Origin of the sequence: Chamaesiphon sp., assembly GCF_041738855.1 — a bacterium.
Taxonomy (GTDB): Bacteria; Cyanobacteriota; Cyanobacteriia; order Cyanobacteriales; family Chamaesiphonaceae; genus Chamaesiphon.
Window position 1 is genome coordinate 1 of the sequence record NZ_JBGSPA010000120.1, and the last position, 13,527, is coordinate 13,527.

At 47.8% G+C, this 13,527-nt stretch carries 13 protein-coding genes; 8 read left to right on the top strand and 5 right to left on the bottom strand.

Annotation, left to right across the window (positions count from 1 at the left end; translation table 11 throughout):
• The first annotated feature begins 601 nt into the window (after window positions 1-601).
• Window positions 602-2,215, top strand: a complete 1,614-nt coding sequence (locus ACEW9I_RS11155) for an iron uptake porin (protein ID WP_373540412.1) — start codon at window positions 602-604, stop codon at window positions 2,213-2,215.
• Between the two features lie 81 nt (window positions 2,216-2,296).
• Here the strand turns inward: ACEW9I_RS11155 and sixA are convergent, their stop codons facing one another.
• On the bottom strand, window positions 2,297-2,806 hold the full coding sequence (sixA, locus tag ACEW9I_RS11160; protein ID WP_373540413.1) for a phosphohistidine phosphatase SixA: 510 nt from the start codon (window positions 2,804-2,806) through the stop codon (window positions 2,297-2,299).
• A 174-nt stretch (window positions 2,807-2,980) separates the two neighbouring features.
• Between sixA and ACEW9I_RS11165 the strand changes: the two genes are divergently transcribed.
• The 3 genes from ACEW9I_RS11165 (at window position 2,981) to ACEW9I_RS11175 (ending at window position 5,300) form a co-directional block, all read left to right on the top strand.
• Window positions 2,981-3,670, top strand: coding sequence for a hypothetical protein (locus tag ACEW9I_RS11165; protein ID WP_373540414.1), 690 nt, complete (start codon window positions 2,981-2,983; stop codon window positions 3,668-3,670).
• 85 nt (window positions 3,671-3,755) lie between these two features.
• Window positions 3,756-4,565, top strand: a complete 810-nt coding sequence (locus ACEW9I_RS11170; RefSeq protein ID WP_373540415.1) for a hypothetical protein — start codon at window positions 3,756-3,758, stop codon at window positions 4,563-4,565.
• A gap of 33 nt (window positions 4,566-4,598) precedes the next feature.
• On the top strand, window positions 4,599-5,300 hold the full coding sequence (locus ACEW9I_RS11175) for a HEAT repeat domain-containing protein (RefSeq protein ID WP_373540416.1): 702 nt from the start codon (window positions 4,599-4,601) through the stop codon (window positions 5,298-5,300).
• A gap of 57 nt (window positions 5,301-5,357) precedes the next feature.
• Here ACEW9I_RS11175 and ACEW9I_RS11180 read toward each other — a convergent pair whose 3' ends face one another.
• Window positions 5,358-6,005, bottom strand: coding sequence for a DUF1997 domain-containing protein (locus ACEW9I_RS11180; RefSeq protein WP_373540417.1), 648 nt, complete (start codon window positions 6,003-6,005; stop codon window positions 5,358-5,360).
• A 319-nt stretch (window positions 6,006-6,324) separates the two neighbouring features.
• Between ACEW9I_RS11180 and ACEW9I_RS11185 the strand changes: the two genes are divergently transcribed.
• From ACEW9I_RS11185 to ACEW9I_RS11195, 3 genes are all read left to right on the top strand, one after another.
• Entirely contained in the window at window positions 6,325-6,981 is a 657-nt protein-coding gene (locus tag ACEW9I_RS11185; protein WP_373540418.1) for an SDR family oxidoreductase, read from the top strand.
• Between the two features lie 89 nt (window positions 6,982-7,070).
• Entirely contained in the window at window positions 7,071-7,739 is a 669-nt protein-coding gene (locus tag ACEW9I_RS11190; RefSeq protein ID WP_373540419.1) for a muramidase, read from the top strand.
• Between the two features lie 149 nt (window positions 7,740-7,888).
• Window positions 7,889-8,287 (top strand): GxxExxY protein, encoded by a 399-nt coding sequence (locus ACEW9I_RS11195; protein WP_373540420.1) that lies wholly within the window; start codon window positions 7,889-7,891, stop codon window positions 8,285-8,287.
• A 195-nt stretch (window positions 8,288-8,482) separates the two neighbouring features.
• Here the strand turns inward: ACEW9I_RS11195 and accC are convergent, their stop codons facing one another.
• On the bottom strand, window positions 8,483-9,826 hold the full coding sequence (accC, locus tag ACEW9I_RS11200; RefSeq protein ID WP_373540421.1) for an acetyl-CoA carboxylase biotin carboxylase subunit: 1,344 nt from the start codon (window positions 9,824-9,826) through the stop codon (window positions 8,483-8,485).
• A 170-nt stretch (window positions 9,827-9,996) separates the two neighbouring features.
• Entirely contained in the window at window positions 9,997-10,887 is an 891-nt protein-coding gene (locus ACEW9I_RS11205) for a helix-turn-helix domain-containing protein (RefSeq protein WP_373540422.1), read from the bottom strand.
• 176 nt (window positions 10,888-11,063) lie between these two features.
• On the opposite strand from ACEW9I_RS11205, the gene ACEW9I_RS11210 reads away from it, so the two are divergent.
• Window positions 11,064-11,447: a nuclear transport factor 2 family protein gene (locus ACEW9I_RS11210; RefSeq protein WP_373540423.1), complete on the top strand. Its 384-nt coding sequence runs from the start codon at window positions 11,064-11,066 to the stop codon at window positions 11,445-11,447.
• Window positions 11,448-11,582: 135 nt separating this feature from the next.
• Here ACEW9I_RS11210 and malQ read toward each other — a convergent pair whose 3' ends face one another.
• Window positions 11,583-13,079 carry a 4-alpha-glucanotransferase gene (malQ, locus tag ACEW9I_RS11215; RefSeq protein WP_373540424.1) on the bottom strand — a complete coding sequence of 499 codons (1,497 nt, stop codon included), beginning with the start codon at window positions 13,077-13,079 and terminating at the stop codon, window positions 11,583-11,585.
• Window positions 13,080-13,527: the final 448 nt, after the last annotated feature.

Consider the following 13,527-nt stretch of genomic DNA (forward strand, 5'->3'; position numbering starts at 1 on the left):
AAACAAAATCTTTGCTAGTGTTGTCTTGTTGCGCCTTCATGCGGAGGAAACCTCCAAGGGAGCGCACCGCTGTTTTCGTCCATATCTTCCCCTAAAGCCTAAAGCCTAAAACCTAAAACCTGACTTTCGCAGGAAGTCTACTGGATGGTGAGTTGCACCCAAATATCGATTTCGTGACTATTTTGGGTATTTTAAGGTTATGAAGATGCGGAAATTGCCGATTGGCATGTCTTGATTAAGCTCTCATTATCCGTATTACTTGTATCGATCGTTACTATTTATTCCGAAATTGCTACTTAATTTTGACGCCAAAGCCGATAAAGCTAATTCGATCCCAATAGTTGCATCTTATAATGATGGTCACCTCGACCGCCCATTAAATCGGCTAACTGTATCGTGATTATCAGTATTAGATCTGGCAAGACGATTAAGCTATGTTCCGAATAGTATTGACGATCGCTCAATCAGGTTGCGGCACTTGCCAAATAAGGTTAAGGTCTCGATCTCCCAGGTCGAGATCTGCAATTAACCTCTGCCCACCCGATCGCCAGTCTAGATCGAGTTGAACACCATAAATCTAACCGTGAGGAGAACTACCCAAATGTCATCAGCATTTTGGAAATCTGTATTAATTAGCCCCATTGTTTTGGGTATTACTGTCTTATTATCCACTGGGGTAATGGCGACACCAAGGAGTAACAACGTCGGTACTGTAGCTGCTACAGGTACCCCCGCAGACTCAAGCTCGATCGATTCTAGCGGCTCTACACCTGTCAAAGTTGCTGACATTACCCCCACCGCCAAGCCACTTAGAGATTTTACTGATGGTGCCACCGCTGAGGTCATCAACCCTGGCGACTGGCAGTATACAGCACTTCAAGGCGTCGCTACCAAGTATGGTTGTAATCCCAACCTCAACAATCGACCCGTCTCTCAAATTGAATTTGCGCGCGGTTTAAATACGTGTTTGGTCGCAGTCGAACCCCTCCTCGCGCAGCAGCCTGGTAGTGTCACCCGCGAAGATCTTGAAGTCCTCAAAAGATTGACTCAAGAGTATCGCGCTCAATTGACCGAAATCGACGCTCGTCTGGTCGTCACCGACAAAAAAGTCGCCCAACTTCAAGCCAACCAGTTTTCCACCACCACCAAACTCAAAGGTGAAGCAGTTTTTAACCTAACTAGTGCTTTAAGTGGTGCCAGTTCCAGCAATGTCATCGTGGGCGATCGCGTTCGGTTATTATTTCAAAGTAGCTTCACTGGCAAAGATATCCTCTGGACACGTCTAGCTACTGGGAACCAACCATCCCTTGGCCCTACCTTCAACAGCCCCAGCACTGTGGGCGGTCAGGTGGTTGAAACTGGTGGTAATAATTCCGTTGCTGTTGATTGGCTGGCGTATCAGTTCCCTGTCGCCAATACCAATGTCTATGTAGCAGCTTTTAATGCGCTCCAAGTAGACTATGCACCTAGCTACGGCTCCAATTTTGATGATTTCAGTGGAGCTAGCGGTGCGCTGTCTGCTTTTGCAGAATCTAGTCCGATCTACAAGATCGGTGGTGGTAGTGGTGTAGGGGCAACTATCCCGATTGCTGATACTGGACTGGCATCTGTATCCCTCGGTTACTTTGCATTTAACGCCAATAGCCCTGCGAATACACCTCCTGTAACCGGTGGGTTGTTTGGTACGGACAATTCCCTGTTCGGTCAGCTTAACTTCAAGCTCAGCCCTCAATTGGAAGCTGGCGTAACCTACATCAACAGTTCTCACAATGGCAGTATCTTTAATGGTACTGGCGTAATTGTCGGTACTCCTCAAGCCAATAATTTGGCTCTTACTAGCCCTGGTGGTCGGACTACTGCCAATTCCTTTGGGTTGGGATTTGTTTATAAAGCCAGCGAAAAACTCGCTGTCAATGGTTTTGCAATGACCACAAATGCCAACAGAGGTGGCACAACTGACAATATTTGGAGCTATGGCGCAGGCGTATCGTTCCCTGATGTCGATGGCAAAGGTGGTCTCGCTGGTTTATTTGTGGGTGCAGAACCTTATGTCGGTGGTATTGGTAGCGTTCCATTACACTTCGAGGGTTTCTACAAGTATAAATTCAGTGACAACATCTCGATTACGCCTGGTCTGATCTACCTCACTTCTCCCGACCAAGTTACCAACAATAGTGCGTTGATTGGTGTTGTCAGAACTACTTTCCTGTTCTAATCATCTCCAACTGAATTAGTGATTTAAATCGATCGAGAGTAGTATTTTACTCTCGATCGATTTTTTAGGTAGTGCTAGGTGCTAAATAATGAATTTCGGTGGCAGTAAGCACCAAAGTTGAGCGGTACCGATCGCGATCCGATCGTTAGCAAATTTTAAGCCGATAATTCCACCCTTTTTGAGAATTAATTTGTGGCAAACTTGACCATATATTAATAATTCAGCCCACTCACTCAAATTAGGCTCATGCCCACACAAAGCTAGATGGGTGATGTTAGTTCCGGTAGGTCTAGCATCCCATTCCTGCAACCACTTCACTAGATTGCCACTGGGTTTCAACTCTGGAGATACCTCCAAATTAGGGCTGAGTTGTTTGGCGATGAAGATCGCCGTAGTTTGGTGGGCGCGGACTAAAGGACTAGTGATGATTAGCTCAAATTTCAGGTCTAGTTTAGCTAATTTATCGGCAACTTGTTCGACTTTTTTACGTCCTAATTTAGTGAGAGATCGCGCTTCGTCATCAGCCATTGGGTCTAATGCTAGTGGATCTGGTTCCACTGCAATACCGTGCCGAATTAAGTATAAATACATATTTTATTAATTATTTGGTAACGCTCAGTGCTGTGGTGGCATCGAGCAAATATGGGTGCAATGAAATCGTAGTTAGCGAGTAATTTGTTAACTAGCGATCGATACATGTATCAATCGAGCGGGAATTATAAAATTAAGGGTAGATAGCTCGATCGGATCGAGGGTGCAGTAATTATGACAAATCAAAATATCGAAGCATTGGCAAATGGACGCAATCGAGGGTTCCGACTAGAAACTTTTTTACCCAAGCGCAAAGCTTGGATTCAGACTTTAATTCTATTGCCTTTTGGGTTACCTGTTGGTAATTTTTTAGGTGCGAGCTGGCATTTTTCAGTCAAGGCGATCGTTGATGAGTATCAATACCCCCTTGGTATCCTCTCAATGACAATAAATTTATTACTTCCTAGTTTATTCTTTGCGTTCTTATTTCACTGGAGTTGGTTTATTTGGCACCAATCGCCAGCGAGATGGTATCCCCACATCCAGGCATTGTGGGCGGGGGTTTGTGCCACAATGACGATCGCGATCTCCTTTGGCTCGATCGAACTATTCACGCACAGTTTGGGCATCTGTGGCAATCCAGCCTGGGGTTCGATCTCTGAAACTTTGCTATGTAATCTCCACGGCTATGGCTTTGAAGCCAAATCTTGGTTTGGAGGATGGTTTATCATTGCAGCTTACTGCTATCAAGCTCAAGACGCGATCGCCTCCCGCTATCGCCACAGCCTCACTCGCCGCAATCGTCGATCGATTCTCGATTCTAGCGATGATAGAGTCACTACCACAACTCATGGTGACTTGTCGCCACCCGATAATTTCAACGCCATTTCCACTAACTCAATCACCACCAATACCCCAGACTAAACCGTCAAACTCTCATCCCAATGCTAAAATATGACAGTATTCAGGTCGCACCAGCGTGCCGCAAGGCGATCGCCACTAAAGTAAATTGCTAAACCTACACGATCGCAGTCTGAGTCTGGGGCGTTTGTACCAAACATTGGTTAGTACGGCGATCTCTCTAGCCTACTGGGGGCAAAGCTTACCAAGTCTCGCCGCTGCCCCCAATTCACTACCAGATCCAGCCACATGGAGTCCCAATCAGCGAGGAGCCAATCTCGTCGCTCAAGCTCCCGCTCAACCTGAGACTCAGCCAGCCACTAACTCCATCGATCTCAGTCCCGAAATTATTAATGGCAGCCCCGTCTTGCAAAAATGGCTCCAGGGGATTCCCGATGTGATGAGTGACATCAAAAATGCCCCCAGTTTTCGGACGCGGGTCAAAGTTGGCTACTCCCAATATCCCTCCACTGGACAAACAGGCGGATTCCATTTAGCTGTCGATGATGTCTTCTTTGGTCGGAGTGGCTTCTCTGCTAGTGCCAACTACCATGCTACTTTCAATGGCAACCGCAGTGCTTACGGTGCCGATGCTCAATACTATCTCTTACCTTTGGGCGGCTATATCAATATCACGCCACTAGTCGGTTTTCGGCATCTCCAAACCGATAAGTACAGTCGTGATGGTCTCAATCTCGGCCTGAAATTGATGCTCATTCCCTCGCGTGGCGGCGGTGCAGATATCGCTCTGAGTCAAAGCTGGGTCGGTTTGGGCAGTGGTACCGAAACAGGATTGACCACATTATCCGTTGGCTATGCCATCACCAATCATCTCCGGTTCTCTACGGATATTCAGCAACAAAATGCTAAGGAAAACTATGATAGTCGCGTTGGGATTGGCGTAGAATGGATGCCTTGAATTAGTCGATCGTTAATAATTGATAATTGATATATGTCTGAGCATGATGAATTACCGCTGGATTTGGAGCAGATCGAGCGAGATTTGCGCGAACGCGCACTAAATAAGCAAAAAGTGGCATTAGACAGGCTCGCACAGGTTCCCGCCGATGTAGCGGTACCGATTCTCGCCCGATTGTTAAAGTCGAGCGACTTTATGCAGCGGCGAGTTGCGGTAATGGGTTTGGGCAATCATCGGGTGGAGGAGTCGTTTCAACTATTGGCAGGCGCGATTGCCAACGACCTCGATCCCAATGTAATGGGGGAAGCGGCGAATTCGATCTTTGATTTTGGCGATCGCGCGATCCCGTTGTTGGTAAATTTATTTAAAAATACTCAGAATTGGCTAGTTCGCCAAAGTATCATCTCCTTATTGCTCGGTACCAATTATCACGCCGAGCTGCTCGTTACTGCCGAACTAGCGATCGCTGATGAGACTCAATCGGTGCAAGAAGTAGGCATTTTGGCTCTAGGGCATTTACTCAACTCCCCAGGAGGAGAACGCGCTCTCTCGTTACTTTTGGAATTGTGTAACGATCCCGCTTGGCGCAATCGCTGGCGGGCGACAATCGCGCTCCAAAGCCTCCAAAATCCTGTGACAAAGGCGACGATCGCCAGACTCCAACAAGATGAGCATTTTCGGGTAGTAGCGGCGGCTCTAGAGGTTGCCAATCACTGGGCGAGTCAGTCTGATTAGAGGGTAGAGGGTAGTTCATGGATTATCCCTACCGCTGTTTTGACGATCCTCACGGATCTAAACCTTAGGAATTTTCAGACCCAAGTTGCCATGAAAATCTTGCTGAACCTTGTGAGTCAACTGTTTTGAGACGCGGTTGACAATTTGTTTGAGGAGTCGATCGCCAGTACCCTGAATCACGCCAGTAGGTAACTTATAAATAAACTTGGGAAACTGGATATACACATGCAAATCGAGATCCCAATCGATCTTGGTGCCCAAGCGATCGCCACATACGGTCTCTACCAGGTGCATCTGGGCATTGAAACTCACTTCATACCCAGGGGGACAGTAATCGGGGATTTCGACAGTCTGGATGCGATATGTACCACAATCGTGGGGTAATAACTCCAAGCCGATCTTGGGTTCGACGACGTAACCAAACGAATCAAACCGACCGATCGTGAGATCGTAACCATTTTTACCGAGGGCGTTGGCTTGCATCGGGTGAGCGCAGCGCGTAAACCAGCCCTGATGAGCGTCGAGATATGTGCTGACAGTTTGGACATCTGCTCCCATCAACATGGCATCAGTGAAGCGATAGCTAAAGCAGAAGGGTGCAAGTTGCTTTGCCGCTACGGACACCAGATCTTGCCGTTCTAATTCAGGATTCATCACGCTCGAACTCTGTTTTTCGCTGTTTTTCGCTAGTGTTGTTACTGGCATCGCCTCTGTTATCTTTGTTGATATGCTGACTGTGTGGTGTTGGTGAAAATGCACTGACCGCTAAGATCTATTTACAAGCTGTTGCTGATGAGAACCGGAAAATTTAAATTAATTATTCGGAACTGGTAATTTGAAATGGTCATCCTTGTCCAACTGCCATGTGCTGATGGCGAGGCTAAGAGTCGAATATTGTCTAGGATATTAGCGATCGGCTAGTAGATCTGTCAATTTCCTGACGAAAGATCCCCGTTTGATTGTTTCTATATTTAACATAAGTAGTAAGAGCATTAAACCTAAAGTTTATTCTAACCAAAACTTAATGAAAGCATTTGTAGCAGGCGCGACCGGAGAAACTGGACGACGGATCGTCCAAGAACTAGTCAAGCGGGAGATCCCCGTACGGGCGATGGTGAGAGACATCGACAAGGCTCGCACCATTCTACCTGCGGGGGTGGAATTAGTTGTCGGCGATGTCCTCAACCCAGACAGCATCATTACCGCGCTCGGCGATAGCACTGTCATCCTCTGCGCTACGGGAGCTAAACCCAGTCTAGACCCAACTGGCCCGTATCAGGTTGATTTTGAGGGCACCAAAAATCTGGTAAATGCCGCCAAATCTCACAATATCGAGCAGTTTGTCTTTGTCTCATCGCTGTGCGTATCGAAGTTTTTTCACCCACTCAATCTGTTTTGGTTGATCTTGTGGTGGAAACAACAAGCCGAACAGTATCTCAAAACTAGTGGACTCAACTACACGATCGTCCGTCCCGGCGGACTCAAAAATGAAGATAATCCCAACCCGATTGTCATGTCGGGAGCGGATACCCTCTTTGATGGTAGTATACCTAGACAAAAGGTGGCTCAGGTGTGCGTTGAGTCACTCACCAACCCACAATCTCGCAACAAGGTCTTAGAAATTGTCAGCGCACCGACAGCGGTGGCAAAAAGTTGGGAAGATCTGTTCGCAAGTGTGTAGTTATGGGGGGGATAGTAACTTGAGATCGGTCATGATTGGGTTACCAATTACGATCCCCTTCCTTCCCGATCCTTAGTTATCAATCTGACATGGACATCCTCAAAATCAAACGTGTAAGACCGATCGCAATTGCGATCGGTGGTATCTTTTCGCTCTGCCTAATCTTGCTAGTGCGCCAATCATTCCGTCGTCAGAGTCAGAGTCCCACCTTCGATCCCAACCGCCATCCGCCATTGGTGATGACTGGCGGCGATCCCTACATTCGCGCATTGATGCGGACGATCTCAGCGAGTGAAGCTAGCGATCGTCAGCCCTATTCGGTAATCTATGGCGGTAGTTATGCGCCAAATCTCGATCGACATCCAGAGCGGTGTATTCGGATTACTAGTGGGCCAAATCTGAATAATTGCTCCACCGCAGCGGGACGCTATCAGATGATAAATACCACTTGGGCAACAATGGCGAAGAAATATCATCCGCGTCCTGATTGTATGTTCTTTGTTTTTCAGTGTGCTTATAGTTTCGAGCCAGAATATCAAGATGCAGTGGTTCATGCTTGGCTCAGTGATGAGCAATTCTGGCGTGTCAATATTTCTCAGTTATTAAAAGGTGGAGATTTGGACCAGGTACGGCGACGATTGTCGAGTACTTGGACGAGTTTGGGTTATGGGATCGAAACTAATTCGATCACACCTAAATTAACAGGGATTTATAAGCAGTTGTTGCAGGAGGAACTAGACTATGATTTAAATGATTAACTATGATGGACTATGATTAGGTTGCTGGTGTGATGCGATGACTGCGCAACCGATTGTGGTTTAAATGATTAACTATAATAATGGGCTACGATCGGGTTGCTGGTGTGATGCGATGACTGCGCGATCGATTGTGATAAGGATGATGGTGTATGGGTGAAGTTGGTGGAAAGTCGTATCAGTATTCGGATATTACTGGAAAGGTGATTGGTTGCGCGATGGAGGTGCATCGGTATCTGGGCAATGGTTTTCAAGAGGTAATTTATCAGCGAGCGTTGGCACTCGAAATGCAGCATCAAGGCTTGAGTTTTCAGCGCGAGTTTGTGATGCAAATTTATTATAAAGGCTCGCACATTGGCACGAGGCGAGTCGATTTCTTTGTTGAGGAAAAGGTGATGCTAGAACTCAAGGCGGTGATTCAGATGGACGATGCACACCTAGCCCAAGCAATTAATTATTTGGAAGCTTCTGGTACAGAGATCGGACTGCTAATTAATTTTGGCAGCCGGAGCTTACAGTTCAAGCGGGTAATGAAGAAAAGCAGACTGTGATTAAGGATGATTGAATGATGGACTATGATTAAGTTGGTAGTGCGATCGCTGATGATGATTGAGGGCGATCGAATGATGAACTGCGAGTAGAATAAGAGCAAACCGAGCGCACTGATAACTCAATCACAATTAATCATCCGATCGTCGCATCGTACTAATAACCGAATCATAGCCCATCATAGTTAATCATTTAAATCATAGCCCCATCTGCTCCACAAAATTTGTATAAACTTCACCCTTAATAAAATCGGGGTGTTCGAGGATACGTTGGTGAAAATCGATCGTGGTGGGTACGCCAGTAATTGCATACTCACGGAGAGCGCGGCGCATCCGGCGAATTGCGGTATCGCGGTCGACCCCCCAGACGATCAATTTGCCGATCAGGGAGTCGTAAAAGGGGGGAATATCATAATCTGTGTAGACATGGGAATCGATCCGCACTCCTGGGCCACCTGGGGCGAGGTAGCCAGTGATTCTACCTGGGGATGGGCGGAAGTTGCGATCGGGATCTTCGGCATTGACGCGACATTCGATCGAGTGTCCTTTTAGTACTACTTGTGATTGAGTGAGGGAGAGTTTCTCACCTTGGGCGACTTTGATTTGCTCGGCGATCAGATCCAATCCGGTAATCATTTCGGTGACGGGATGTTCGACTTGGATGCGGGTGTTCATTTCCATGAAGTAGAAATCACCGTGTTTGTCCAGTAGAAACTCGACTGTGCCTACTCCAGCATAATCGATCGATTTGGCGGCGGCGATCGCGGCAGCACCCATTTTCTGGCGAAGTTCGGGGGTTAAGGCGGGACTAGGAGCTTCTTCTAATAACTTCTGATGGCGGCGTTGGATCGAGCAGTCGCGTTCGCCGAGGTGGATGACGTTGCCATAATTGTCAGCGAGGATCTGGAACTCGATATGGCGCGGACATTCGATAAATTTCTCGACATAGACGCCACCATTGCCGAATGCGGCTTCGGCTTCGCCTTGGGCGGCATGATATAACCGGATTAAATCTGCGGCTTCGCGAACTAGTCGCATTCCGCGTCCGCCACCGCCAGCAGTGGCTTTGAGCATCACGGGATAACCGATCTCACCTGCAATTTTGAGAGCTTCATCGGCATCGGCGAGAAGTCCATCGCTACCAGGTACTGTCGGTACGCCGACGCGCTTCATCGTCTCTTTGGCGGTGGATTTGTCGCCCATCGCCCGCATGGCGGCTGGTGACGGGCCGATAAAGGTGAGATGATGGTCGGCACAGATTTCAGCAAAGCGGGCGTTTTCCGCCAGAAATCCATAGCCTGGGTGGATGGCTGTCGCATTGCGAGTCAGGGCGGCGGAGATAATATTGGGGATATTGAGATAGCTCTTGCTCCCAATTGGTTCGCCGATACAGACTGCTTCATCGGCGAGTTGAACGTGAAGTGCTTTGCGATCGATCGTCGAATGCACCGCAACTGTACCGATCCCCATCTCGCCACAGGTACGAATAATTCTGAGCGCGATTTCGCCCCGATTGGCGATTAAGATTTTAGAAAAAGACATTATAATACAGATTCCTAGCTTCAGAGATGGGGATGGTAACAGCTTTTATTTTCAGGCTCATAACTCAGTATATACAAAGTGGTGAGCCTGTTATCATTCCACCCCATCCCCTGCCAGGATCGATCTACGTAACCCAATTGAAATGTGACCCCAAAATCCACTTTGGATCGTCACTTTTGATAAGCTTTGGGTGTCATTCCTGTCATCTGACGGAAGACTTTTGTGAGATGAGTTTGATTTGCAAAGCCGCAATCTAGGGCAATGGTGCTAATTGCGATCGATCGCTTTGCCAGTAATTGCTTGGCTCGTTCCACACGTTGTTGCATCAAATACTGATAGGGTGCAATTCCCACCGATTGCTTAAAGGAGCGGCTAAAGTGGGATTGGCTCATGCCAGTCAGAGTCGCCAAGTCCAAAATCGATAAATCTTGGGTCAAATTCGCCTTAATGTAATCAATGACGCGCGCCAACTGTGACTGGGACAAACCATTGGTTTTGAACTCCAGCACAGATTTGCTGACTGCATAGTTCTGCACCAACCGAGCAGCCAGTGCTGTTCCCAATAACTCGCCATACAACCTGCCAGACATACAACCCGTTTGGATTTCCAGCTTGAGCGCGAGGGCTAATTGTTGGATGACCAGATCGTCGATCGCCAACTGTGGCGTCAGCTCTATTTCACGCTGCATCAATTCCTGAGTGGTTTGATGCAGCAATGTTGGACAAATCGCAATTACCGAAAATTCGACTTCCCGATCCCAGTTGGTCCAATGACTTAGAAATGCTGGGATAATATCCACGCGCCCGTTGCCGTGGGCGTAGTGTTTAAATTTGCCGTCCAAATGACGCTCTGCCTGAAAGCAACTTTTGGAGTCTGTGATTACCAGTGAATGTTGTAGAAGACAATGCTCCATTGTTTTGTGGGGAGGATGGCAGTAGTGGGTGAAGGTTAGCCCTTTCCATCCCGTATCATAGCTAGCTACTAGGGGTGTTTGTGGCAGCACTCGCGCTGCTTGTTGTTGGTTTGTCAGATCGAGTGTGGCGGTTGGATGATTCACCATCGGCTTTAACCCAGTCAAGATTTCACATCCCCAGCAGGATGAGGATAATTTTAGCAGCATTGGATGAGACGGCACGTTACGGTTAAGACTATTGTAGGGGTGTCCACAACAGACGATCGTCGCGAGCATCCCCATCGAAGGGAGAAAATTCGTTCCATCTCCTTTACTTACCTTTTATGCCAAATCAACCTGTACCAGAAATCGATCTGCTACGCGCAGCGTATGCAGCCTTCAACGCGCGTGACATTGATAAAGCCCTCACCCTCATGAGTCCCGACGTGACCTGGCCGAGAGCATTCAAAGGCGGCTTTGTGCGTGGGCCTGAAGAAATCCGCGCCTACTGGACAGAGCAGTGGAGCGAGATCGATGGACACGTCGAGCCGATTGCCTTTTACTCTGAGAACGCCAAGCAGGTCTTGGTTGAGGTGCATCAGGTCGTGCGCGATCTGGTCGGTGCCGTGCTTGCCGATGAGCACGTTGGTCACCGTTTCACCATTGAGGATGGCTTGATTCAAGCGATGGAAGTCTGTTCGCTGCCATCGTCTGACCTCGGTGCTTAACGAGTTGCTGCGGTCACAACGATCGTAGATCGGAGGTTGGGTAGCAGCCCGCGCAACCCAACATTTTAAGGGTGCTCGTGTGTGAGTTGGGTTAAGCGATAGCGCAACCCAACCTACGAGCTGCTTTGGACAAATTTAATTACTACCGCGTCCGCAGATGAGGGTGAGATTTTTCAAGCGTAGTGCTAGCGTCTCATTGAGCACTGTTGGATCGTATCGCCATTCCCAATTGCCCTCAGCCATACCTGGAAAATTCATCCGCGCCGCACCTCCCAAACCCAAGACATCTTGGAGCGGGAAGATCGCCAGATGAGCAACGGAAGTCATCGCCAATCGGATCAGATCCCAATGTACGCCAGCCGCACAAATCCCACCGGAATACAATAGGAATCGATCGCGTTCGACACCTTCTAGTTTCTCAAACCAACCCACACTAGTATCATTGTCATGGGTACCCGTGTAAACAACAAAATTGGGTGCGTGATTGAATGGTAAAAAGGGGTTGCCATTATCCGAACCGAAGGCAAATTGGATGATTTTCATCCCTGGAAAACCGAACTGATCGCGCAGAGCTTCCACGTCGGGGGTAATTACGCCCAAATCTTCAGCCAAAATCGGTAAATGTCCCCATTTTTGTTGAATGGTATTAAATAAATCTGCACCTGGAGCTTTGATCCATTGCCCATTCATAGCTGTAGTTTCACCCTGCTCTACAGCCCAAAATGCTTGGAAACCACGAAAGTGATCGACGCGAATGACATCCACCAGTTTGAGGAGCGATTCAAATCTTTGAATCCACCAATTAAATTGGGTATGAGCTAATTTTTCCCAGTTGTAGACTGGATTGCCCCACAATTGTCCGGTTTCGCTAAAGTAGTCGGGTGGTACGCCAGCCATGAGGGCTGCGGCTCCAGTTTCGGGATCGAGTTCAAAGAATTCTTGATTTGCCCAGACATCAGCACTATCGTGAGCGACATAGATTGGAATATCACCGATGATTTCCACATGGCGATCTCGAGCATATTCTCTTACCGCCGACCACTGTTCAAAAAACTTGAACTGAATAAATTTATGATAACTAATTTGGGGCTTGAGTTGGTTTTGCCAGTGAATGAGGGCAATCGGTTCGCGCTTGACGAGATCTCGCTCCCATTGATGCCAGCTTTTACCATCATGTGCTTCGCGCAATGCCATAAATAAGGCATAATCATCCAACCAATACACCTGACTTTGACAGAAGTGGTCGAAATCGGTTTTTTGGTCTGAATCTGCGAATGACTGAAATCGCTCGAAGGCGATGTGAAATAGCTTAGTTTTAACTGCGATCGTCAGGGCAAAATCGACACGATGAGTCGGAAAGTTCGGGAGATTTTCTAAATCTGTGGCAGCGAGTAAGTCATCCTCTAAGAGTTTAAATGGACTGATTAATAATGGATTGCCCGCGATCGCCGAATAACACATGTAGGGTGAATTACCATAACCTGTCGGCCCCAATGGTAAAATCTGCCAATATTTCTGGTTGGTATCGTGCAAAAAGTCAATAAATTTATACGCATTTTCACCCATATCGCCAATCCCGAACTGGCTGGGCAATGAGGTGGGATGAAGTAGGATGCCGCTGAAACGAGTCATAAATTAGGTGTTAAGTGTTGGGCTTTAGGCTTTAGGTTTTAGCGGATGCGCGTACGCCTTTGTTCTCCGACGGTTTAGCGCAACCTTGCAGGCTTTTGGTGTTTTTTAGCTATTAGGTTTTAGGTTTTAGCTATTAGGTAATTGGCATAGTTTGCAGATGTTGAGATTAGACAATATGGAATATCACCCAGCTTGGTAAATATTAACAGTGGCGCATTTACCTATATTTCCTAAAGCCCGCTCCCTCAAGCCTGCTTGGTGCGCTGTCTTGTCTCGCTAATCCCTCGGCAAAGCCGAGGAGCGCGAGCCGCTGTCTTGTCTCGCTAATCCCTCGGCAAAGCCGAGGAGCGCGAGCCGCTGTCTTGTCTCGCTAATCCCTCGGCAAAGCCGAGGAGCGCGAGCCGCTGTCTTGTCTCGCTAATCCCTCGGCAAAGCCGAGGAGCGCGAG

Coding starts and splice junctions, on each gene's coding strand:
- ACEW9I_RS11155 (WP_373540412.1), top strand. CDS start 602: ATGTCATCAGCATTTTGGAAATCTGTATTAATTAGCCCCATTGTTTTG.
- sixA (WP_373540413.1), bottom strand. CDS start 2,806: ATGTATTTATACTTAATTCGGCACGGTATTGCAGTGGAACCAGATCCA.
- ACEW9I_RS11165 (WP_373540414.1), top strand. CDS start 2,981: ATGACAAATCAAAATATCGAAGCATTGGCAAATGGACGCAATCGAGGG.
- ACEW9I_RS11175 (WP_373540416.1), top strand. CDS start 4,599: ATGTCTGAGCATGATGAATTACCGCTGGATTTGGAGCAGATCGAGCGA.
- ACEW9I_RS11180 (WP_373540417.1), bottom strand. CDS start 6,005: ATGCCAGTAACAACACTAGCGAAAAACAGCGAAAAACAGAGTTCGAGC.
- ACEW9I_RS11185 (WP_373540418.1), top strand. CDS start 6,325: ATGAAAGCATTTGTAGCAGGCGCGACCGGAGAAACTGGACGACGGATC.
- ACEW9I_RS11190 (WP_373540419.1), top strand. CDS start 7,071: ATGGACATCCTCAAAATCAAACGTGTAAGACCGATCGCAATTGCGATC.
- ACEW9I_RS11195 (WP_373540420.1), top strand. CDS start 7,889: ATGGGTGAAGTTGGTGGAAAGTCGTATCAGTATTCGGATATTACTGGA.
- accC (WP_373540421.1), bottom strand. CDS start 9,826: ATGTCTTTTTCTAAAATCTTAATCGCCAATCGGGGCGAAATCGCGCTC.
- ACEW9I_RS11205 (WP_373540422.1), bottom strand. CDS start 10,887: ATGGTGAATCATCCAACCGCCACACTCGATCTGACAAACCAACAACAA.
- ACEW9I_RS11210 (WP_373540423.1), top strand. CDS start 11,064: ATGCCAAATCAACCTGTACCAGAAATCGATCTGCTACGCGCAGCGTAT.
- malQ (WP_373540424.1), bottom strand. CDS start 13,079: ATGACTCGTTTCAGCGGCATCCTACTTCATCCCACCTCATTGCCCAGC.